The sequence below is a fragment of the Paenibacillus sp. FSL K6-4396 genome (genome assembly GCF_038002525.1).
GTDB lineage: Bacteria > Bacillota > Bacilli > Paenibacillales > Paenibacillaceae > Paenibacillus > Paenibacillus amylolyticus_B.
This window is the reverse complement of the sequence record NZ_JBBOCR010000001.1, coordinates 3,841,681-3,864,556: the sequence shown is the minus strand read 5'-3', so window position 1 is coordinate 3,864,556 and position 22,876 is coordinate 3,841,681. Positions and strand designations below refer to the sequence as shown.

Genomic DNA, 22,876 nt, shown 5'->3' with positions numbered 1-22,876 from the left:
CAGGTCTTTTATTGGCCGAATGATATTTAAATATCTATAAATCGCTTTGCGAGATTCGAGCTTCCGATTGCTTTGAAGACGGCCCAAAGGTCCTTAAGCTCACTTTGACATCTTACTTGGACAAGCCGTACGCTTTTCGGATCAGCGAGAAATATTCGTCTGCCTTAACCACCTGAAACTCGGCACCAAGAGATTCCGTAATCTCCAGCACATCTGATGGGGTCATGCTCCATGCATTAATCCCAACCGAAATAAACGTTGGAGATTTGCCATCCCATTCGGTCTTGGTACGATTCAAAATATCTTTACCATCCTGCACCGTTGAGATGCCTCGCAGAATGGAAACCGGAAAGCTGTCATTCATGATTTGAACATTGGCTTTGTCCTCGCCTGCGAGGAACAGGCCTGGAAGTTTATAGTTCTTCTCATACGCAGCTGCAATCGAATCACTCAGCGGAACGTCTTTTCCAAGTTCACGATTGAGTACAAAAGGGTACGACATGTTTGTTTTCTTCAGATAAGAGAAGGTTTGTTTCAGATACTCCGGGAATGTGTCTGTTGGCCAGACATTTGGATTGAAGTAACCCACTCCGGATGGGCCTGCAACTAGCTGATCATTTGGCGTCGCCGTTGAACGGTAATAGTTTAGAATGGCAGGCGCTGCATCGTAGAGTAACGGACTGGAAGTCCAGTTGATAGGCACTTTACCCCGAGCGGGATCAGCCCACAGGTTGCGCATATGATTCTGATCGTATTGCAGGTTGTCACCTTCGCCAAAGGTATAGGTTACATAGATTTTGTTCTCCAGCTTGGGTTTTACCGGTTTGGGAGCAGGCTGTTGTTTTACGTTTGTTCCTGAAAATACGGTCATGTTATGGAACCAGTCGGAAGGAACAACATAGACACCATGACGAGATGTGAGTTCTATGCCAGCAACTTCGCCTTCAAAATCATTGTCGAACCAACCCAGATAAGGTGTCCCTGGTTTTACATCGGACAGAATCTTCTCAAATAGCGCCTTTTCCTCTGGCACACTGGTAGACAACCAGAACACCATGGCTTTGTTCGCTACAGCATAATCGCGGAGATAGCCATAAGGTTCCTTTTCTTCTGACGAGAGTGGTTGAACATTGCTCGCAGATACCTTGTATTGGTTCCACATCTCGATCGTCACGGTTAGTTGCTTTGTGTCCGCTGCAGGCTTAAATTCGTATACAAAGTAGTTTCCGTTATCTGCGAAGCGGTGATCGCTTCCAGGCAAAAATTTGGAGTTATGTCGGTCATAGAGAAATGCTTCTTCCTCAGAAGAACCCGTTTTGAAATCCGCAATAATCTGTCCATCTGCTTTCACCGTCACTTGATGAACGGCAGGCCCCCAGCCATCCTGAGGAAAGGCATCATTAAAGCGTAGGTAGACCGCTTCTTTTCCCAAATAGGATGACAAGTCATAGTCATAGGTCTTCCTGTTGCTTGCATCACGAATCTGTTCCTTCTCGACTCCAACCGTTTGGAATGAATCAAAATTTCCGGACGGAATCGGGATGGAGGTGTCTGGACTCAATCCGACCAACATTCGTTGAGTGGTCTGGCTCCAGAGATGCTCATACTGCCAGTTGTATGCATCCATACGATTCTTGAACTTGTCCTGCAAGTCTTCGATTACCGACAGATGATACGGTGCAGCAGTCAATTGTTGAGCCAGTTCAGGACTGGCAACAAGAGCATTTTTGAGTCCGGCAAGTGTCGTTGCCACATTAATGGAGTCCGGCAGCTGCGGATCATATACGATAATGCCTTTGATCTCTTTCGCATATTTCTTGAGAACATCCATTACGTTGTCATGCTGCTTATAAGGGACGTTCAAGTCCTGCAGCCAAGGGTCTGCTTTATTCTGTTGAATGTAGATTCGCGGCTTTTCTCGATTGATTACCCCTTCAAGCGTCGTCAAAAGCAATTTGATATCGCCAGATTCCTCATATACATTCGCCACATCCAAACGTTCTACTTTATTGAAAGTTGGAAGCGCTTGATTTTGCGGCCACTTCAAAGAGTTGGTATGCTTCAACTCATCTGTGGCAGCAAATGCACTAGCCGATAACACGGTTGTACAGACCAGGGCAACACACAAAAAGGTTAATTTACGAATCATAAAGTTCATATCTCCTTTTAGAGGTAATTCAAAAAGTCAAATTTTGATCACGAGGTAACTCGAGAAGCGGATTCGACATCGAATCTTGAATTCAGCCGGGCCTTCCGTTGCTCACGTAGGTTCTCAAGCACATGCTTCCGAAGCCGTTTTCTCCAAAAACGTGTAGCTCCGCTACTCTGTCCCTAGCTTCATCCAACCTTCTCGGTGCTGAAAAACTGACTTTTTGAACACGCATTTTTAATGTTTTTTATGATTTGTTGTGATGTTGCGTCTGTGATGTTCTTCGCGTTCGTCGGATCAACCTCATCTGTCCATTAATTCCTGATGTCAGCGCTGATTTTCCATACAAATTCTCCAGTGTATTTGCGGCATGTAAGTTCATTTCATTCAATCCTTCTTGAATATATGGCGTTATGTTCCATTGGTAAGGCGGCCATAAACGAATACCTGCTTCAATATCATTCACATATAGGCTTGCTGTCTCCCTTATATCTTCGGCTACCAGCCATAGCTCCTCATCTGCAGCTAAGTTTATGTTAGACAGATCCACCTGCTGCGAGTAGACACCCGTACCTGAATAATAAGGATAGCCAGCAGTATTCCAACATCCACCCCATTGTTCCACATCGGTATTTAACGTCGTATCGTTTTCTATCGCGAACGGACCAATCAGAAATGCTGGGAATGAAATAGCAGGCATCGGCTCCAATAACGAAACCGTCAGAATTTCCAGCTCATTCTCGCCGACCAACAAATGTGGAGTGATATCTACACTGTCATAATCACCATCCTGCCACGAAGAGCGTCTTAACGCTTCCTGACGTACCCCATTGACGAATATTTCCAGATTACGCCTACGCTGCAAAAATCCGATATGGGATGGAATGTTCTGATCTACATCATCCAGAAGCAATTCCATCCTGCCCCATGATTCTTCTCCCGCCTTACCGGAACGATCCGAACCACACCGGGATTGAAGCCGTTCAATCAATTTTGGCGTCATGCCAAACGTCGTGCGAAACGTATTTACTTGCCCGGGCATGGTCGCGTTCATCCTGGAATGTCGGTCATTCAACGTGACATGCCATCGATCTAGCAGAAGAACGTTGGGGCCTGCGGTCCTGAACCCCCACTGCTCATCCAGAATGATTTCTACCACATTCGTGGAAAAAGATTTATCTCCCAGGCACGCTTGCTCTGTATACTCCGCATGATCCGTACGTTCTTGCGGAAAAGAGGAGCTCTCTTGAGGGCTTACCGACAGCACACACAGCTCTCCGGGTACGAACGAAAGGAACGATTCAGCGTCAATGCTGCATACTCTTCCATTCTCCAACTCCCACTCTTCCAAGTGACCTTTCTTTTCATCGCAAATGAGCTTAATGGTCACGGAGTGCTCTGACCAATTCATCAACCATACATACACCAGATTTCCAATTCTACGTTCGACGCTAATCAAATCGTCAGACTGACCTTCAATCCAATCCCATCGTATTACCGGTGGTTCTCTAATCAACTCCCCTAATTGAATACAAAACGCTTCGAGTTGATCCAGACGCTGACTCTGACCGCCTTGATGAACAGCCTCATCCATGGAGTAAAACAGACTGTGCCCCTTGCCAACAGCAACTAATTTTCCGTGCTGAGGGTCGGAACCAAACACCTCCTGGATATCCTTCAGCAGCGCTGGGTCTTGCCGCAAGGATTCACTATGCTGCGGAATTGTACCTATCGCAATTAACGTTCCGCCCTGCTTAACAAAGGATACAAGCCTGGTTGCGATGTCCCTTGACATCACCTCGATCTCCGGCATAATGACCATCGAATAGCCATGACCATCTCCATCAAATTGCAAACCCTCTCCTTCAACAAGGAGCGCTTCGCGAAGCTGGCATTCATCCACATAGTCGTAGTCGATAGATGATCGCAGCAAGCGATCTGACAAAAGCGAGAACAGCACATCTGATGAAGGATGCATATCCGCTTCGCCTGATGTGAACATGTTTTCATATACCGTATGGATAGGCGATAACAGCAGAACTTCCGGCGTTCGTTTTCCTTTTGCTCCAAGCAGACTCAATCGCCCTATATAATCGGCAAAAGCACGATAATGCAGCCAATGGGGTGCATGTTTGAATTCAGTCGGTGGAAAGTCGGTCTTCCGATACCCGGCAAACGAATAATAGAATGCATGCGGAATAAACAGATTAACTCCCAAGAAAGCCATAAAATTGGCATCAAGTCGCCGCTGGCGCATGGAATAACCATGACCACTTGCACCAAAGGCTTCACAGATCACCCGTTCCTTCCTGTTCAGCTGCGCGACAGAAGCCGCCGTCTTGACGGAAACAATGCGATGCGGATTCGCCTTTGACCCGATGCCGGGAGTGAGATAATCCACGCCTGCATAGTGGAATTGCTGCAATACCCGGGTCTGATTGCCTTGAGATCGAGCCTGCCCCCAGACAGGCTCCTCCAGCGTATGACCGATATAGAGCAGACCGGATTGTTCACACCATGAACGAATCGCGGCATGATATCCCTCCACATACCAACGGGTGATCGTATCATAATATTGCTGCCTTGTGGATCGGCTGCCGTCTGCCACTCGATACAACAATGCGCCTAACCGCGGGATTAGATCATACCCATTCTCTTGCTGATATCGTTCGGCCATCCCCTCAGTCCAAGCGAAGACGAGCCCAGGCAAAGTAGACTCTACATCATGAACAGCGGTTCGGATTGCCTCCACGCCGAAGAAACCATCATGAATCATAAGCCCCGGCTCGTCTGTAAACACCCCTTGGATGGTTGAGCCATAATATGGCTTTAATGCAAGAAACGGTTCATAAGACATCTGAATGAAAGACTGAACCGCTTTCGGGTTCAATGTATCCAGATAATACCCTTGAGCAAAGGTGATTCCTTCGGCAATTTCACAAGACCAGCAGGCCAGCACGATATAAGAATCATCGACATGATTCGGCGTCCACTCCCGCCCCCAATAATGTGTGATATGTTCCGATTCATCATGAAGTAGCCACTCTCCGTCGCAATGAATCGCGCGATATGCCAGAATGGCGATCAGCTCATTGTGATCGCAGGAGGCAAAGTCAAGCTTCATGCCTTCCTGCGATGTACCTGGCAAATACCGTTTTTCCTCTATTCTCAAATAACGCATGCGATATTCCGGGTGCTCCCGTGTCAGTTTTCCACCCAATGTTCCGCTCGGCCAATTCTCCTCATCGTACAGCCAAACAACCATATTTCGTTTCGCGCATTCTGCTGTGCAGAACTCCAGCACTTCCATGAATTCCGGCGAAAGATATGGCATTTGCATCCCATGCCGAGCATGCAGAACCACGCCACCAACTCCCGCTTCAAACATGGATTGAATCTGGCTCTCCAGTTCCGTCTTCTCTAGCTCATGATTCAGAAACCAAAAAGGCTGTGGACGATATGTTTCATCCGGATTCGCAAATTGCTGTTTGAGTTGTATGGAAGGGTTACAGATTTCTTCTGCGTCTGCCTTCATACTCACCACCTGCCTTCACACCCATTAGTCTATAGACTGTTGCATGAGTAATTGGATAAAGAAGCCGCCAACCACAGAACGATTCTGAAAATTCATCTGCTTAGCGGTGATCGTGTCATACCAATCCGTTACGGGAACACGAGACGAAGTTTCATTCATGAAATCCCACAGCGGTGAAATGAAAGACTCAAACTGCGCTTTCGTTGAACTCATGGAGGCACACCATACCAGCCAATCGGATTTGGTATACGTTTCACGGCTATCCAGCGGCAGGCCATAGCGGTTTTGTTTGTGCATGTAATATTCAAGTTCTTTGGCGGCGATCTCTTTCGGGAACAGGTGCAGGTCGAGCAGATGATCCCACACCAGATTGTACTTCATGCTCCATGACTCGGTTGGACTGTCAAACGTCAGCTTATAATGGTCCCCGGCATCTGCCATGGACACCCACTCCTGTGCCATTTTTCGAGCTCCCTCAAGGTATGTCGCCCCTTCCTTCAGTCCGAGCCTGTCACACATATAGGAATACGCAGCAATACCCAATATGGCCTTGATCGATAAATTGGTATTGTGCGCCAGATGCCCGGCGAAGTCATCCGTGCACAGCTGGTTTACAGGATCGAGTCCATTGTGCAGCAAATAATCTGCCCATCGCGTAAGAGGTTCCCAATGCTGCCGAGCAAATTCGATATCTCCCTCATATTTGCTGACCGCCGCAGCCATCAGCAGCATATTGCCGCATTCCTCAATCGGCATCTGGTATTCCAGCTTATTCTCTCCATACACCTGACCGTTGGCCCTAGGGTAGGTTCCTACATCATGAGGAGCAAAATCAAACGTCCAATCCGGGCTCATCGCATACTTGTAAATTGGACGCATCATGCCCTTGATCAGTTCAGGGTTGTACCTGAGAAAAAGTGGGATCGAAGGATAGCTGACATCCACCGTAGCGATACATCCATTGCTGAAATTCTCTTTGGAGAAAAATAGAGCATCCCCCTCCTCATCCGCAACCAGCTTATGCGCTGCAATCGCCTGTCTGTAGGTTAGCGCCACAATATCCCGGTATTTCTCACCGCCTGCGGCCTGACTCTCTGCCATGAGTTCAAGATTAAAGCTGTCACAGCGCCGCTGAATCTCTTCGTATTGTTGAGCTGCCAGTAACAGCATCTCCTGAAACGTTAATCCATTTCTTTTCCAATACGCAGTCAGCGGTTGATGAAAATATTCAATCGCATGAATATCGTCATATGCAAGCATGAGAAATTCGGATATCGGTTCGTCCCGGACAGCCCCCAGATCGATCTCGGCTGCCATAACCGGCATGTTGTCCGATACAGCTCGCGGCTGGTGCTGATCATCTTCTGTCGGCAATTGACGGGAGCGTACATACTGTTCGCGGCCTGTAACTGAGTGAATGGCCGTCTGGATATGAGAGGATTGAGGAACAGCGAGAACCATATATCCCCAATCGATTCTTGTATCATCACCGGCAAGTTTCAATACGGGCTGATCCACAGTACCCATGGACATGGCATTCCATTGTTCCTCAATGACATGGCGTTCCCAGGTTACGTGCTGATCGGTTGTGTTTACACACCATTCGCCTGTTACATCGACGTAAATTTTGACTTGGTGGGAGGCCCCATCGATCGATTTGACCTGAAAATTCAAATAGGTCACCGGCCTGGATAACAGGTCCAAATCATCCAGCAATAAAGGTGTGGTGAACTGAACATGAAGCTCTATTCCTTCGCCTTGAAAGGTATATCGAGTCGTTACGGGCTGGACAGTCAGGTTGGTCTGCACCAGCACTTCAGGTTCCTGGACAGCTGTACGCTCCTCCGATCCCACTTTCCCCATAAATCGTCGAAGCTTTCCATCGATCACCGCCAAGCCCACCATGCCATTCGTTTTGTTCGTCCAATGCCGGGTATGATCTTCATACAGATGGTCCGCGGCTGACCATACGCTAAAATAAGGGTCCACAGTAACCAGAGGTACGGAAGGCGGTCTAAACCCAGTCGTCATATGAATGCAACTCCTTCAAATTAAAAGTAAGAATATGGAGGTGATCAGTTCGGCATTTGAATGGTAACTACGTCTTTCCCTTTCAAGTTTTCGTTCGTAAACTGCATGGCTTGATCATATCCGGTCTTTCGAAGCTGCTCGCGAAGCTCGTTGATAATGCCCAACGCCGCTTCATCCGATTTCGCAAAGATTGCTTCCTTCCAGGCATCACCCATCCGGTCCATGGAAGGCTTCAGCATCTCCCATTCCGGTGCTTTGGTAATCACATCGCCCGGGTTATAGGCTGTAATGACATGAATGCCATTAGGACGCAGAATTTTTCTGGCTTGTTCCATGGCATCAAGCCGTTTCTGATCGGCCCAGATATCTCCGCCTGCGACCGAATTGATTCGATCAGGCCCCGTGATGGATTCCAAACCAATGGAAATGCCTTCGTTCTTGCGAACTTTACCCGATTGATCTGCCGTAAATTTATCGAACCACTCCTTATTGGCAACAGGTTTACCCTCCTTCAAATCCCAATGAACGCCCTGCACTCCGTATCTTGCCAGCATAAATCCTTCATCGGAAGCCATGTAATCGAGGAACTTAAGCGCCGCATCTACACATGCGCCCTTGCAGTTTTTGGTGATCGCTGTTACGTTGTTGCCCTGAATGCCCAGATCCGCAGGGCGATTCGGTTCAACATCTGCACGCTCCAAAGGGCCGACCGGGATGTAATCGCTTCCAGGGTGTGAAGTAACATATTCTTTGGAGGCATCCAGAATGGCTGGATAGTGTGCGGCCAGAATGGCGATGCGGCCCTGATTGATTTTCTCCTTGGCGATCGGGTCAGTCTGGGTAAATGCTTCCGGGTCCATTAACCCTTCCTGAACCAACTTCCGATAGAATAACGTGTACTCTTCATAGCCTTTCGTGAAAAAGTTATGCTCTACCGTTCCGTCACCTTTGTCAACATAACTGCCACCCGAATTGAACATGGTATTGCCGATGCCGACGGACCAGCCGTTGCTGAAGCCACCCAGTGGAAAGACCGGCTGCCCGTTCTCTTGCAGATTGGCATCCTTGATTGCTTTGAGGAAGTTATAGAATTCCTCCTTTGTCACGACCGATTGAGGGTCTATACCCACCTTATCCGCGATATCTTTACGAACGTAAAAGCCGTACAGCCAATCCATGCCATCTTCATTCTGGGAAGGCTGGTTTTGCAGAAGCAAATATTTTTTGCCGTCATATGCATTTATTGCTTTCTCGTAAAGCGCTGGGGGTACATCTTCTTCAGCAATGGATTTCGCGAGGTTAGGATAGTCCCCCAATTTGTCGGAAATATCGACGAGCTGCCCTTCTTTGGCCGCCTTGATAATGCCATCCAACTCGCCCCCCCATGCGGGTCCGGTATAGATATCCGGCAGATCCTGCGTAGCAAATATCTGGTTTACCTTCTCGGTCTCACTGCCTTTGGTATACTCCCAATCCAGCGTGACGCCAGTCTTCTCCTTGATGACTTCTTCCACAGGCGTTATTCCGTTATCCGAACCACCCGAACCGTTCCAGTTGTGCAATATTTTGAGTTTGTATGAACCATCAGCTGCTTCTCCGCTATTCCCGTTTCCTGATGAATCCGTGCATCCGCTCAACGATCCTCCAACCAAGATGGACACGAGTAATACGGAAACGCCTTTCGACCAAATTCGGTTCAAACCAATCGCCTCCTGAAATATGATGATGAATGATCTGGGTCAAGCCTGGTAAAAACTCAGCAAATTCCGGGTCAGGATCACCTAACCTTTCACCGAACCGATCATCACTCCTTTTACGAAATATCGTTGCAGGAACGGGTAGATACACAGGATTGGGAAGACCGTAATGACGAGCAAAGCCATACGCAGGGATTCGGGTGTCGCACCCGCTCCGCCTGAACTGCCAATCGTCTGCCCGCCCTGTTGTGCTGCGCGCTGCATCGAATTGGACAGCGACTCCGCTTCGGTCAGCATCTCCTGCAAGAGGGTTTGCACCGGAATCAGATCCTTGTTGGACACATAGTAGGCACCTGAGAACCAGTCATTCCAGTGGGCGACCCCAATGAAGAGGGAGATGGTTGCCAGTACGGGTCCCGAGAGAGGCAGAATGATGCGAATGAAGATTTGAAAATCCCCATACCCGTCAATGTGGGCTGATTCCTCCAGCTCTTCCGGAATTCCTTGCAGAAAGGTCCGGATAATGATGATATGCATGAAGTTGAATAACAGCGGTAAGACGTACACCCAGAAGGTATTGATCAGATGCAGCTTCTGAAGCGTAATGAAGAACGGGATGAATCCGGCACTGAAAATCGTAGGCAAGAAGATGTAAAAGGTGAAAAATGAACGGCCCGGCAATGATTTCTTCGAGAGCGCGTAAGCCATCAATGTACACAGAATCACATGAAGGAACGTACCCAGCACGGTTCGCATGATGGTGATCTGATACGCCTTCCAGATGCGTGCGTTATCAAATACCTGGGCATAGTTCTCCAGTGTAAATTGTCGTGGAAGGAAATAGATCGCGCCCTGCATGGAATCCTTGCCGTCATTCAGCGAGTACGCCAGGATGTAAATAAACGGGTAGATCATGGAGAATCCAACCAAAGCGAGAATGGTATAGTTTATAACTGAAAATAAGGACCATTTGCGTGTCATCACATCACCTCCTTAGAACAGGGATACATCACTGACTTTGCGGGCAATCCGGTTGACCGTTAGTACCAAAATCAGCCCAATCACACTCTGGAACAGCCCCACAGCTGCTGCGTAACTCAGACGCCCTTCCCGGATACCCGAGTTAATGGCGTGCACGTCGAGTACACTGCCCATGCCAGCGGTCGCAGGTCCATTCAGGAGAAGCAGCTGCTCATAACCCGCGCTCATCAAGTTACCCACGGCGAGAATAAATAATATAATGGCGACATTACGGATACCCGGCAGGGTCACATGCCACATCTGTTGGAAACGCCCTGCACCATCGATCTTGGCAGCTTCATATTGCTGCTGGTCAATTCCGGCAATGGCAGCCATGAATATGATGGAGTTCCAGCCGATGTTCTTCCAAATATCCGATCCAACAATCATCTGATAGAACCAGGTGGGATTATTCAGGAATTGGATTGGATCAGTTCCGAACGACCCCAGCAAATCATTCACTGGCCCGCCGTATGGCGTGAGCAATCTCTGCATCAGGGTGACAACCACAATCCAGGATACAAAGTAGGGTAAATAGGAAAGTGTCTGAACGGTTTTCTTGAACCTGATCATGCGTATTTCGTTTAAAAGAATGGCGAGAATGATTGGCATCGGAAAGCCGATTAACAGCTTCATGAGACTGATGATCACCGTGTTGCGGATGATATCACCAGATTGATAGTAGTTAAAGAACTGTTGAAAGTACTTGAAACCTGCCCAAGGGCTTCCGGTAAAACCGCCAACGAAGGTATAGTCCCTGAAGGCAACCTGAATTCCATATAAGGGAACATAGGAGAATAAGAAAAACCAGATGATGCCAGGTAACATGAACAAGTAAAAGAGCTTATGCTTCCAGATTCGCTTCATTAACACATTGTTCTTAATCACATTCCCAACGCTCCTTTCCCTTAAACTAACCTTTCAATCGCAGCGAGATGATCTCGAATGGTGTGAAGGACAAAACTACGTCGGCTTGATCCTGAAGCTCCAGCGATGAAATGTTATTCTCCATGAGATCCACTTCCCAGACTTCTTCAGCATTCCAACCGATTGACAGTTTCGTTTTGACCCGGGTTCCCGAGGTCTCATACAGACGGACGATAATGTCATTGCTGTCCTCGGCTTTTTTGATGGACTCCACCATGATGTGCGGATGATCCGGCTGCAGGAATGCTTTCGTGTAAGGCAGCTTTTCCTCTTCTACATCCATTGAAGGTGCAGACAAGGAACTCAGGCGCAGCGGAATATTGAGCTCATTGCCTCTTCGATAAATTTCAGCCTGAACATGGTTCCCCTGATGCGGATATAACGAATAGGTGAATTGGTGCTCTGCACGATCCGCCACCGGATCCGGGTAGGAACTGCTGCGCAGCAAATGAAGGTCAAGTACATTGTTAATGGCTCGATGTCCGTATTTGCAATCGTTGAGTAAGGCGACTCCGTAATCCGGTTCTGATATATCCACCCATTGGTGAGCGCAAATCTCATCCTTGGCAAAGTCCCACATCGTATTGCGGTGAGTCGGCCTGCTCAGGCTGCCAAACTGGATTTCACAGTGAACCTGATCGGTACGAATCTGCACCGGGAACGAAGTGCGTAACATTTTACCGTATTCCTGCCAATCCACGACCGTCTCAAAATCAATACGCCGACTGCCCTCCGTTAAAATAACGGTTTGGGTTAGAGACGACTCGCCGTAGCTGTAATCAAAAACCAACCCAACTCTTGGACCATCCCGAAACTCATGGATATCATTCAGAATTAATGGCATCCCCACTTGCGCTGAATAATCATGGCGGAAATCCCAGGCATCGCCTTCGTCATGATATACACGAAGATCGTTCCCCCGCTGTCCTTGCAGGATGATTTCACGGGACTCCAGTTTATCCAGGATCGAGGTAATGCTGCCATTAGGGTCAAATCTCACGATGAGAATGTCATTCTCCATACTGTACTCCTTGGCTGTGTCACGGAAATCTGTTTCCAGCGCAGCAACATCCGTTTCAATACCAGTTGCGATCTCCCCCATGACCTCCTGATCTTCATGATCAGATACCACGGTGTAGCCCATGGATGGAACCTGCACCTTATGCCATCGTCCATGGAGGTGCAGCCACTCCTGACGTTTCCACGGTAGTGAGTTGAATACCACAGTTGAATTGGAGCTTTCCTCTTGGGAAGAGATATAATCTGTAATATAGCTGTAGGTTTCGGTGATCATGCCTTCCGTCTGCTGGAGCAATGCTTCATACCGTATTAACGACTCATCATATACTCGCTTAATCGAAGATCCGGGGAGAATATCATGGAACTGGTACAGAAGCACTTCCTTCCAGATCGTCTCCAATACTTCGGCCGGATAAGACTTGCCCATGCGGGCAGCCAGTACAGCAGCAAACTCCAGCTCGCGCAGAGCTTTCTCCATCTTGCGGTTATACCGCTTGCTCCGTGCCTGACTGGTCAGGGTTCCTTGGTGCTTTTCGAGATACAACTCCCCACGCCAGGTCTGGAATCGCTCTCTTTCTTCATTCAATCGTTCAAAAAATTTCCAGGAAGGTTCCTGCACAACAGGCGCCAGACCGAGCAGGTTCTTCTCCCGCTCCAACCGTTCCAAATGCTCTTCTCCCGGCCCGCCGCCGCCGTCTCCAATGCCAAAGAGCATCAATGCGTGGCTGGAAACATTTTTGTCCAGATACTCCCGCTCTGCTTTGGCAATGGAACGTGGGGCGGCCGGACTGTTGTACGTATCCTCAGGTGGCATATGTGTTAACACCGAGGAACCGTCGATCCCTTCCCACAGAAAGGAATGGTGAGGATGGCGGTTGTACTCACTCCAGGAGAGCTTCTGGGTCATCATGTAATCTACACCGGATTTCTTCAACAACTGCGGCAAGCTTGCGGAGTATCCAAATACATCTGGCATCCACAGCGACTTCATCTCCATTCCAAATTCCTGTTGGAAATAACGTTTGCCGTACAGAATCTGGCGTACAAGAGATTCGCCACCCGGCACATTGGTATCCGATTCCACCCACATGGCCCCTTGCGGTTCCCATCTGCCTTCCTGCACCCGTTCCTTGATCTGGTCATACAGCTTGGGATAGTGCTGCTTCATCCAATCGTATAGCTGAGGCTGACTCGCTCCGAATACATAATCGGGATAACGCTCCATCATGCGAAGCACCGTGGAGAATGTTCTTGCGCCCTTTCGGATCGTCTCACGGATCGGCCATAACCAGGCCAAATCAATATGAGCATGCCCAACCGCACTTATGTTCAGCACAGGATCGCCGCCACGACGTGATAATTGTTCGTTCAATAATAGCTTGGCGCGATGTATGCGGTCAGGCGTTAATTCCGTCAATACTATGGAAGCATCATATAGGGATTGAAGAATCCTTTCTCTGCGCGCCATGTTGACAGGAAGGTGTTCTGCCGTCTCCAGAAGCACTTCGGTGTCGTAATAGAGACTTCTTATATCTTCACGACAATGTGCCAAAATCGCTTCTTTTACCGTACCGCCCTGGTATTTGCCAAATAAGTCGTTATTGCCGGCGTCAGCCCACAGTTCGAATGCTCCGCCCGTCACCGTTATCGACGAATGGTCCAGTTCAACAACTCTTTTCCCGGGCAGACCCAATGTGAATTCAAACTCCGAGTTGATGGTTGTCAAACCCTGTACAGGTGTTCCTTCCTGATCTACCAGACAGAGTTCGCCGTTCACGTCCAGCAGAAGAACAGCCTTGGCGTCACTACCGGACGGTGGAATGCTCCCTGTAAAACAAAACCAGGCACAATCCCATAACTTCCCCCAACGCTCGCCCTGTGAAAGAGTGATTTGCTGACCTGACATTCTTTCCTCGAATGGAACAGGCTCCGGGGTAACCCATGCCGTCACATTCAACTGGGCAATGGGCTCATATATGGCTTCACGGAGTTTGGACAGCATTTGATTCAAATGTCCGAGTCTAATCGGTTCATATGGCATAATTGTTGTGTTCTCTCCTCTCGTTCATCAAGCTTTTGCTTCTGCATTCTCACGATCCCACCTTACTTGAATCTCCACCTTGTTCTTGCTGCCATGCTCATAGTTCAGCAGTACGGTTTTCGATTTTGAATCCCATTTCCATTCGACAGGTACAGTCTGGTGTTGATAGATACTGCAAACGGATATGGGTTCAAATGGGCAATAGAATCTGGCGGTGGCCTGCATGTTGGTCGGACCCTTGGCTACACATTGAAAACCTGTATTCGTTATCGTCAGATCTTCAATTCTGGAAGAGGCAGAGATCAGGCTCACCTTGTCTTGCTGTGGCCTTCCTGCCGTAATGTCGTATAACAGTGCTTGCTCACCAGGAGCCAACCTTACTTCTTGCCGAACAAGCAGGTATGGATCGAACAAGTCCACCAGCGGACCTGGGATAATCAGTGGTTCTTCGGATATGGACTCTTCCAGGACAGAGGCTATGATGTAGGGCCCACGTTTAATTTTAAAATAATGCTTGGCTTCCCAACGGAAGTTGGAATCCTGTAGTCTCTCCCATGTTTCTTTCACAGTCTGGCGAAGTTGATCTGCACTCACTTTACTTGACGTACATGCAGCCGGATGTACAGGAAGCCAATGCACCGCCCCTTTGCCCACATGATGAATCCCTTCCTGTTCTACCTTAAGCCCTAGCTGTTCAAACAAGTGCTCGCGTGGTGAGGTATATGTGGTATTCGTGCTTTCCCTGCGCTGGTCATCATTCCACCATGCCCGGATGTTGTGATAGGGGTCGCTGTCGTCTCCCACATAGATCAACGCACCACCGTCCTGTACCCATTGGGCCAGTGCATAATGGATATCGGAGTGCTCCGGTTTCATGTATTCATAACTCAACAGCAGGACACGATATGGAGCCAGGTAATGTGGATAGCGCCTCACATTATCAAGCTGGACGGGTCTCACAGGTATTCCGTGTTTAAGCAATGGCAGAGCAAGACCATAGAATGGAGAGAAATCCAGCAGCTCAGTGTCGCCATCCTCTTGAAAACCTTTTGGATCTGTGCCGTCATACTTTCCTGCATTCGGTGCCTCCGGCTCAGGCTTCATGCGCTGAAACATGGCCGAGTCGGCGATCAATGCACCAATGCGGGGAGATTCACCATCCATTTCAATCCGGTCCTGATCCATGTTGCCAAGCGTGTGCATGACATGCAGCAATGTCGTTGCATAATCAGGTGGGATCTGTACTTTATGTGCACCGTCATCAGACGGATAAGTTCCTTTGAAAATTCTTCGCGGCCAAGGTGCGACCTCGTAATGGGAAACCCCGGGATGAAGCAGGGAAGCAGCAACGGTCTTCAGGTAGTTCTGTTTATAGTCGGCCCATGTATAATTCGGATTGTCCTCGATAGGGTCATGCAGAAACCACATTCGTCTGTCTGTACCCCGCACAAGCTCTTGCATGATACCATATTCCAAGTAAGCGGTTTCAAAAGTGCGTTCTTTACGCACCCCTTCATACACGTTCGGTGTTCGTGATGTCCCGGTCCAGATTTGAGCAATATATCCATCTACGGAGGGGAGCTCTATCAATCGAGACTGCGGGCTAACAATTCGCCACTGCGTATAATTGATCAGGCTGTGGGTCGGAACGTAGAATCGCAAGATGCGATTGTAACGTTTCAGAGCGTAATCTTTCATCTCGGTACACAATCGGTCTAACACACGTGTGTATAAATACGCTTTCAATTTGGAAGCCCGAAACTGTGCATCGGGTGAGGAGTGAGGCGGACTCCAGGGTTCTTTGTAATACAACTGCCATTCTCTCTTAAACGATTCCGAGTACCCCCCGTTTACCCAGAATTCAGGTTCCTCCAGATGGATCGCCTCCACGCCAGAATCAACAGCTGCACGTATGCGTTCAGCGATATATTTACCAAAGGAAACCGTTGGAACCATGTAAGGAATAATAGGTTCCTTCCCATGGACAATCATCTCGCCATCGCGATCCATCTGGGCTTCATCCCAGTGCGTTTCCCCGTCTACTTCCCCGTCCAGATAGTCGTTATAGGTTCCCCATGCTACTCCTGTCATTAAATGAACCACGTACCCTTTATCCTTCCATTCCTGAATACGTTGCGGCATCGTATCGTCCATTCCATAGACCATGACAAAATCCGTTTGCAGATCATAATCAGGATGATAGGGTGCTGATTCCTGGAATCCGGTTCGATCTTCTTTCCGATCTCTAACCACAGCTATGACCTCCCTGCCCCTGTTGGATTGGTCTTTCGTTGTAAATATTCACCATTTTACAAAATATAATATACATTAAGAATATATTCAATATGTTTTTTTTGAAAAAAATAAAAAAAAGCCCTTTCCGTACATCTACGGAAAAGACTTGAATTTAAGCATTGAAATGATGATTAGGGACAGCTTCCAGTCGTTTGACGAACGACAAGTTCAGGTTCAATCAGAATTTTGCTGAAGCCCGTAATCTCGCGGCTATTCCGAATGACTTCGAGAAGCTGGTTGCCTGCTCGGATTCCCATCTCTCTCTCGAATTGTTTTACATGCGTAAAAATACTGAATTCCTCCACGATGGAAGTGGGGTCATCAAAGCTTACAATCGATACATCTTCGGGAATGCGAAGACCGGCTTGCTTGGCCATTTGATAGATCTGAACCCCCAGCCTGCCATTCAGCGATATATAAGCAGTCACCATCTTGTTGCTGATATATCGGTACAATGGATGGGCTTCTGCATCCTTCAGAACAGACAGTGGTTTGAAATCTGTAATCATATGTGCAGGGTTAATCAATGCTTCTTTATCCTTCAGTGCTTCAATATAACCATCAATTCGCTCCTGGACCGTGACGGTTTGCAATGGAGAATCCGAGCAGATCGCTATATCACGATGTCCAAGCTCCCATAGATGTTCAACGGCCAGCCTCACGCCCAACCTTCCATCAGCCGCAATGTAATGGGTTTCGACGCCAGGCAAATATCGGTCAATCAGCAAAAAAGGGAAGCCGGATAACTTCATGCCGAGAATCTCCTCGTTATAGTTACCTTCATCCACAGGAAAGATTAACAACCCCTCAGTTCCAAGTGCCTTTAACTCCCTGATCGCATCCTTTTCTTTCTCAATGTTGCCATGTGTCAGCATGATCATGCTGCGATAGCCTTCCTGATTGAGTGACTGTTCGATCCCTTCGATGAGTCGAATCGCAAAGTAGTCGTGAATCGTAGGCATGATCACCCCAATCATTCTTGTACTCGATCTGCCTCCTTTTACTGCCGGAAATTCAGAAAATGAGGTGTCTGCTGCATCTGTGCCTTCCGCGACAAAGCTTCCTTTCCCCGGGACGCGTGCAATCAATTTCTCGTTAGCCAAGCCTGTCAGGGCATTCACAACTGTAATTTTGCTAACGTTAAATCGATCCATGAGTTCCTTCTCTGTCGGTATTCGATCACCCGGCTTCATATTTTCGGAAGCAATGAATTTGCGGATGTAGTCTTGAATTTGTTGGTACAACGGTATTCTATCATTCGTACTCATGATAATCACATCACCAATTCATTCATTATATTTTTATATATAAAATATATTTTTACACATATAAGTACAATAAACAACCGTATAATGCCTGTCAATCCTTCATTCCTTGACTCACCTTCTTTATTACAGTGATTCCCTATTGCTCTGCTCCGGGATGCCGAAGGCAAAATTTTGCCTTTGCAACACTAGCACCAGGTTATGACCACAACAGATTGATCTCTATTGATTTAAGGAGACATTTAAACGAAACTCCTAATGGTAGGATGGATGTCTTATTTGTAAATCTAATGGAGTGGGCAAAAGAACAAGGATACTCCTATTTCAATCTGGGAATGTCTCCATTATCCCGGGTAGGTGAAAATTCAAATGCTCATCGCGAAGAGAAATTCGTCCGTCTTGTATTTCAATATGTATCCTTTCATCACGGGGGTATTGATTGCTCTTGCATTCCGGAACAGAATGGTCCATTTTCAAACATTAATTGCATTATGTAACTGTTTTCCAAGCATTCACGTTTTAACAAGCTACCTAATGTTAAGAGGTGGTCATGTCTTTAACCGTACTATACATTTAATTATTGCAATCATTTCTATACTCATTATTATTTCAACAATACTAGTCAAGCAGCACGTGGTTGCAGATATATGATGTGTTTACTTGATTTGAGTTCTTGCTTGAGAGTGTAAAAAAACTAGGTTGCGAACTGGCACCGGTACTCTAGCCATTGGAAAAGAGTCTACAACCTGGAAATTCGGCAGCGCCTTTGGCGTCGCGATCGTCGGAACCGTGAAAACCCCAAGCTTCACTGGGCATTTGCCAACAGGTCTTCAGCACGCAAGTGCTCGCCGAGGGGTTGCTGCGGCTACCACCTGCCGACACATGATCTCTTAAAGGACCTATAGGTGTAGGGACTGTGCTGGCTAGCTGCTTCAGCGGTGCATTTCTTAGTTGTATCTACTCATTATTCAGGTTTTTGTCTAATCGGAAATGGGAACAAGTTCGTGTCCATTTCGGCAAAGGAACCAAGTTCTTGTCCCGCGACATCCTCGAATCTTCTTTCGATGAAATGTTGAATAACCGCCCCGTAAAGGGGCGGTTTTCTTAGGCTTGCATAAATGCTTCTAACGGTTCCAGAATCGCGAACGTCTTCTTTGCATCCTTCTTCCGTTGCTCATCATAGAGTTTAGTCAACTCTTCGAATGATTTAGCTTTAATTTTCGTATAACTCGATTTGGTGTATCTGATAATGTACGTCTTTACCCCTTCCTCTTCACTCCACTCGTAAACGACATCATATTTGTCCCTCAAATTCTTTAAATGAAGTGACCGGCGCAACACTGCAAAGTGTTCTTCAATGGCTTCATCGCATTCCTCCATAATCTTCTCGTATGTGCAGCCAACTCGCATCAGAATCTCTGATGCCCGTTCATCGCCGTATCTCGCGAGAAATTCCTTCAACGAAACCAGCGCATATAGCAATATTTGTTCCTTGTCATTCGGATTCCTGTATTCATAACAGCCTACAACCAAATTGCGGTCGGTCATCTCCTCCTTACTGAATTGCATGTTAAACAAATACTCGAGTGTCTTTTGCTTCATAACGGTTTCCAACATCTGTTCTTTATCAATCCTGATGCCCGTTGTCACCCACGGAAATGATAGTTGGCCGTTACCTTCACGCGGTATGCTACCCCTAAGATTCAAAATCGGCATACCCGTAGCAATTGCGTACGACCTGTTATATCCTTCGCCCGCGAATATTTCCTGTTCTTCTAGCATGTGTTCTGCCTCCTTATAGTACCAAGTTCCATTCGGCGACTATTGTATATCCATAAAACTACCACTTTATTGTGCTGGTCCTTATTAGTTCATCAGACCTTTTCATTAACCCACGAAGATATTTCATTGGTCAGCTGCTTCCTTGTTTTTTTATTGAACTATCGTTCCCCGTTTGCTTAATACACTTTACCCTAGTACAACTAAACACTCCTTTGAAGCTTGACATCAAATTCTATCGTTGACGCAGTTACATACTCCATATAATTCACAGATCCGTTAAAGTTCAAATAAGCTTCATAACGCATGCGGATTCCAGGTAAAGTAATCAAATCCAGAACATTTTCCTTCGGTACCCACCTACATTCGCTCGTTTCATTAGAAGTCGCTAACTCTCCACCCACAGCTTTACACACGAAATCAAACATGACCTTCGTAGGCACATCAGTCACACCGTCATACCACTTATGGATTGCTGTATTCGAAACAACACTAATCAAATGGCTAACCGTGGCATCTATTCCACTTTCCTCTTTGATTTCACGAATGACGCCATCAATTAGGTTTTCTCCTACTTCAGTTATCCCACCAGGATACACCCAACCATCGTCATGAGCTTTTACTAAAAGGATATTTCCAGTTCCATCTTCTACAATTCCGCCTGCAGATACAATATGTGTCGGGAACGCCATTTTACAACCTCCAAATAAGATAAAGTTGAATATTTATTCCGCACAATTCCTACATTTTCCTGCCTTTGTGAATTTCTAAAAGATACTGCCGGCATGATTGAACCAACCTGCCCGTTGGCTTAATGAGGCATCATCACTCTAATATAATTTCTTCGTTCTCTACCGTCCCTAAAGGTATATAAAAAGGATCGTCAGCATTTCTGCAACGATCCCTATTATCATCCACTAGTTGTAAACCGCAGTTGATCTATTTGGTAATGGCGGAGATATTACATAATTAGTAAACGCATGACCTGAATATCCACCCCATTTCAATCATATTCTTCTCCATTTTGAATTGAGGGTACCTCAGCCTCATCCCAATCAATATTAAAAGGAATTTGTGATGCATGAAAGTACAATAATTCAACGGTTAATGCATTCAACGTCGATACCAATAAATATATACTAATCCCACCACGTTAAGATAATGAATCACAACGGAATCGGAGGTGTAAATGACATGAATCAAAATGTTACTTTAATAGGCAAGACAATAAAACTCTTACCCCTAGAATCTAAACATAAAGAAAATCTACTTGAAACACTAATGAATCCAAACATATGGGAATTTACTTGGAGAAAAAATGCAACATATGATGATATTAAGCATTTAATCGAACAAGCCATAGAAAACCAGCTTCATGGCACCCAACTCCCTTTCGTCATCGTCGAACTCATGTCGGAAAAAATTATTGGAACCACAAGAATCGGAGATATTGATATGATCAATCAAAATGCGGAAATCGGCTGGACATGGCTAACACCGACTTACTGGCGTACAGGTGTAAATACGGAATGTAAGTTTTTACTGTTAAATTATTGCTTCGAACAATTAGCGCTAGTTCGCGTGCAATTTTCCATCAGCGGCAATAACATAAGGTCACAGCGAGCGATAGAACGGATTGGGGCAACTAAAGAAGGCATATTTAGGAAGCATAGACGGGATACTCAAGGTAGATTTCATGACAATGTTTTTTATAGCATTACGGATAACGACTGGCCGGAGGTAAAAAGCACTCTTGAACATATGATCCATATAAAATACTCCCCAAAAAACACAAGATAGATGTTTGTACAAAAGAAAGTAAAAGAAGCACCCTGATATTTTCCTAGCCAAATGCCATTGGATAGCTCAATAAAAGCCCATCGTAACAAGGGCCTTTATTGAGCTATCCTGCCCGTTACTTGAACAAAAGCAGCCGATGACATTGATCAGCTGCTTTGTTGGTTTTATGAGCTATCGTTTCCCGTTAATTTAGTGAATTATTACATAAGCCTGCCTCCACAAGCTTCTCGTCCAGTCTTGCCTTTTGGCGCAAATGATGCCTGCTGTGCATGCCAATCATCTCAAACCAATCACGCGCGTTAAGCCAGCCAAACCAGCCATGACGCACCTTGCAAGCCTGATTCGTTCCGCGAACGTGTTCCTCCCAGTATCTCATTTTTTTTAACACCTGCTCTAGACCGGCTATGATCTCTTCCTTACTATTGGGGTTACGGGTCCTGTTGACTGGTTCCTCAAGTTTAACACGGACATCGGGCCACACTTTTTCGATAAACGCCTTCGTTCCTACTTCAGTCTTGCCTCCATGTTTTTCTTGAGTCTCCATCGTACAAGTTTGAATATGATCGATATACTCTTCTGCCACATCGATCACGTGAATATACATTTGTCCAATCGACCAAACGTCTTCCTGAAATTTATATCGCAACTGGTCTATCGTATATCCAGCCAGGTTTCGCTTATATTGCTCGATAATAGCCACGGAATCATTTTTTAACATAAGGTTTTCACCCCATCACATAATAGTCGTTAAAGCACCTGCGCTATCTCCCAAATATGCCCGTCAGGGTCGGCAAAACAAGCCGTTCGCCGCCCCCAAGGACGCGTTATTGGCCCATTTAACAATGTAACGCCCCGTATTTCCAACTCGTTGCATACCCGATCAACGTCGGGCACTTGGATTGTAAACAGGAACCTTGCACCATCCTCGACACGACCAAACTGAGCCGGATCAATCAATTCTCGTGCATTTGATTGATTTAAGAGGTTTATGCATGTATTACCGTAATCAAATACTGCACAGTTTTCGTCTTCGTATTGGATTAATAGTTGAAATGACTCTTGGTAAAACGTCTTCGACCGCTGCAGATCTTCCACAAATAATGTGATTTCGGTAATTTTATTCCCCCAGCCAGTTATCCCCATCTACATCCGCTCCTATCATTTATTAGAAAACTCTCGAATCATTCCGGTCGTTTGCTTGTTCGTTCCTTCTACTCTACATCCAGTAACTCAATTTCGCTTGGTTGGAACTTTCTGTATGCAATATGTGTTTCGACGTTCTTATTCAACTAACCTGCCCGTTAGTATAATGAATCG

14 protein-coding genes and 1 pseudogene are annotated in these 22,876 nt (G+C 46.6%); 2 read left to right on the top strand and 13 right to left on the bottom strand.

Features of this window, described 5'->3' with window-relative positions:
* Window positions 1–112: 112 nt before the first annotated feature.
* From MHB85_RS16655 to MHB85_RS16615, 9 genes are all read right to left on the bottom strand, one after another.
* The gene (locus MHB85_RS16655) at window positions 113–2,149 is read right to left on the bottom strand and encodes a GxGYxYP domain-containing protein (RefSeq protein ID WP_341073266.1); all 2,037 of its coding nucleotides are present in this window, start codon (window positions 2,147–2,149) and stop codon (window positions 113–115) included.
* A gap of 247 nt (window positions 2,150–2,396) precedes the next feature.
* Window positions 2,397–5,684 carry a glycosyl hydrolase gene (locus MHB85_RS16650; RefSeq protein ID WP_341073265.1) on the bottom strand — a complete coding sequence of 1,096 codons (3,288 nt, stop codon included), beginning with the start codon at window positions 5,682–5,684 and terminating at the stop codon, window positions 2,397–2,399.
* 24 nt (window positions 5,685–5,708) lie between these two features.
* On the bottom strand, window positions 5,709–7,715 hold the full coding sequence (locus tag MHB85_RS16645) for a glutaminase family protein (protein ID WP_192131335.1): 2,007 nt from the start codon (window positions 7,713–7,715) through the stop codon (window positions 5,709–5,711).
* A gap of 44 nt (window positions 7,716–7,759) precedes the next feature.
* On the bottom strand, window positions 7,760–9,415 hold the full coding sequence (locus MHB85_RS16640) for an extracellular solute-binding protein (RefSeq protein ID WP_192131337.1): 1,656 nt from the start codon (window positions 9,413–9,415) through the stop codon (window positions 7,760–7,762).
* Window positions 9,416–9,496: 81 nt separating this feature from the next.
* Window positions 9,497–10,393, bottom strand: coding sequence for a carbohydrate ABC transporter permease (locus MHB85_RS16635; RefSeq protein WP_091020055.1), 897 nt, complete (start codon window positions 10,391–10,393; stop codon window positions 9,497–9,499).
* A 12-nt stretch (window positions 10,394–10,405) separates the two neighbouring features.
* Window positions 10,406–11,320, bottom strand: coding sequence for an ABC transporter permease (locus MHB85_RS16630; RefSeq protein WP_341073264.1), 915 nt, complete (start codon window positions 11,318–11,320; stop codon window positions 10,406–10,408).
* Window positions 11,321–11,345: 25 nt separating this feature from the next.
* On the bottom strand, window positions 11,346–14,420 hold the full coding sequence (locus MHB85_RS16625) for an alpha-mannosidase (RefSeq protein WP_341073263.1): 3,075 nt from the start codon (window positions 14,418–14,420) through the stop codon (window positions 11,346–11,348).
* A gap of 27 nt (window positions 14,421–14,447) precedes the next feature.
* Window positions 14,448–16,673 (bottom strand): hypothetical protein, encoded by a 2,226-nt coding sequence (locus tag MHB85_RS16620; protein ID WP_341073262.1) that lies wholly within the window; start codon window positions 16,671–16,673, stop codon window positions 14,448–14,450.
* 173 nt (window positions 16,674–16,846) lie between these two features.
* Window positions 16,847–17,983 carry a GntR family transcriptional regulator gene (locus MHB85_RS16615; RefSeq protein WP_091020059.1) on the bottom strand — a complete coding sequence of 379 codons (1,137 nt, stop codon included), beginning with the start codon at window positions 17,981–17,983 and terminating at the stop codon, window positions 16,847–16,849.
* A 135-nt stretch (window positions 17,984–18,118) separates the two neighbouring features.
* On the opposite strand from MHB85_RS16615, the pseudogene MHB85_RS16610 reads away from it, so the two are divergent.
* Window positions 18,119–18,411, top strand: a pseudogene (locus MHB85_RS16610) (phosphatidylglycerol lysyltransferase domain-containing protein); the annotation flags it as partial.
* A 673-nt stretch (window positions 18,412–19,084) separates the two neighbouring features.
* Here MHB85_RS16610 and MHB85_RS16605 read toward each other — a convergent pair.
* Together MHB85_RS16605 and MHB85_RS16600 are read right to left on the bottom strand one after the other, a co-directional pair.
* Window positions 19,085–19,762: a hypothetical protein gene (locus tag MHB85_RS16605; protein WP_223199714.1), complete on the bottom strand. Its 678-nt coding sequence runs from the start codon at window positions 19,760–19,762 to the stop codon at window positions 19,085–19,087.
* 200 nt (window positions 19,763–19,962) lie between these two features.
* Window positions 19,963–20,451, bottom strand: a complete 489-nt coding sequence (locus tag MHB85_RS16600) for an NUDIX hydrolase (RefSeq protein ID WP_341073261.1) — start codon at window positions 20,449–20,451, stop codon at window positions 19,963–19,965.
* Window positions 20,452–20,953: 502 nt separating this feature from the next.
* Here MHB85_RS16600 and MHB85_RS16595 point away from each other — a divergent pair.
* Window positions 20,954–21,559 carry a GNAT family N-acetyltransferase gene (locus MHB85_RS16595; protein ID WP_341073260.1) on the top strand — a complete coding sequence of 202 codons (606 nt, stop codon included), beginning with the start codon at window positions 20,954–20,956 and terminating at the stop codon, window positions 21,557–21,559.
* Between the two features lie 184 nt (window positions 21,560–21,743).
* Here the strand turns inward: MHB85_RS16595 and MHB85_RS16590 are convergent, their stop codons facing one another.
* Window positions 21,744–22,277 (bottom strand): DinB family protein, encoded by a 534-nt coding sequence (locus MHB85_RS16590; protein ID WP_091020065.1) that lies wholly within the window; start codon window positions 22,275–22,277, stop codon window positions 21,744–21,746.
* A gap of 29 nt (window positions 22,278–22,306) precedes the next feature.
* Entirely contained in the window at window positions 22,307–22,702 is a 396-nt protein-coding gene (locus MHB85_RS16585) for a VOC family protein (RefSeq protein ID WP_192131349.1), read from the bottom strand.
* Window positions 22,703–22,876: the final 174 nt, after the last annotated feature.

What these genes read in the sequence shown, in the direction of transcription:
- MHB85_RS16655 (WP_341073266.1), bottom strand. Translation starts at nt 2,149, where the DNA reads ATGATTCGTAAATTAACCTTTTTGTGTGTTGCCCTGGTCTGTACAACC.
- MHB85_RS16650 (WP_341073265.1), bottom strand. Translation starts at nt 5,684, where the DNA reads ATGAAGGCAGACGCAGAAGAAATCTGTAACCCTTCCATACAACTCAAA.
- MHB85_RS16645 (WP_192131335.1), bottom strand. Translation starts at nt 7,715, where the DNA reads ATGACGACTGGGTTTAGACCGCCTTCCGTACCTCTGGTTACTGTGGAC.
- MHB85_RS16635 (WP_091020055.1), bottom strand. Translation starts at nt 10,393, where the DNA reads ATGACACGCAAATGGTCCTTATTTTCAGTTATAAACTATACCATTCTC.
- MHB85_RS16625 (WP_341073263.1), bottom strand. Translation starts at nt 14,420, where the DNA reads ATGCCATATGAACCGATTAGACTCGGACATTTGAATCAAATGCTGTCC.
- MHB85_RS16615 (WP_091020059.1), bottom strand. Translation starts at nt 17,983, where the DNA reads ATGAGTACGAATGATAGAATACCGTTGTACCAACAAATTCAAGACTAC.
- MHB85_RS16605 (WP_223199714.1), bottom strand. Translation starts at nt 19,762, where the DNA reads ATGCTAGAAGAACAGGAAATATTCGCGGGCGAAGGATATAACAGGTCG.
- MHB85_RS16600 (WP_341073261.1), bottom strand. Translation starts at nt 20,451, where the DNA reads ATGGCGTTCCCGACACATATTGTATCTGCAGGCGGAATTGTAGAAGAT.
- MHB85_RS16595 (WP_341073260.1), top strand. Translation starts at nt 20,954, where the DNA reads ATGAATCAAAATGTTACTTTAATAGGCAAGACAATAAAACTCTTACCC.
- MHB85_RS16590 (WP_091020065.1), bottom strand. Translation starts at nt 22,277, where the DNA reads ATGTTAAAAAATGATTCCGTGGCTATTATCGAGCAATATAAGCGAAAC.
- MHB85_RS16585 (WP_192131349.1), bottom strand. Translation starts at nt 22,702, where the DNA reads ATGGGGATAACTGGCTGGGGGAATAAAATTACCGAAATCACATTATTT.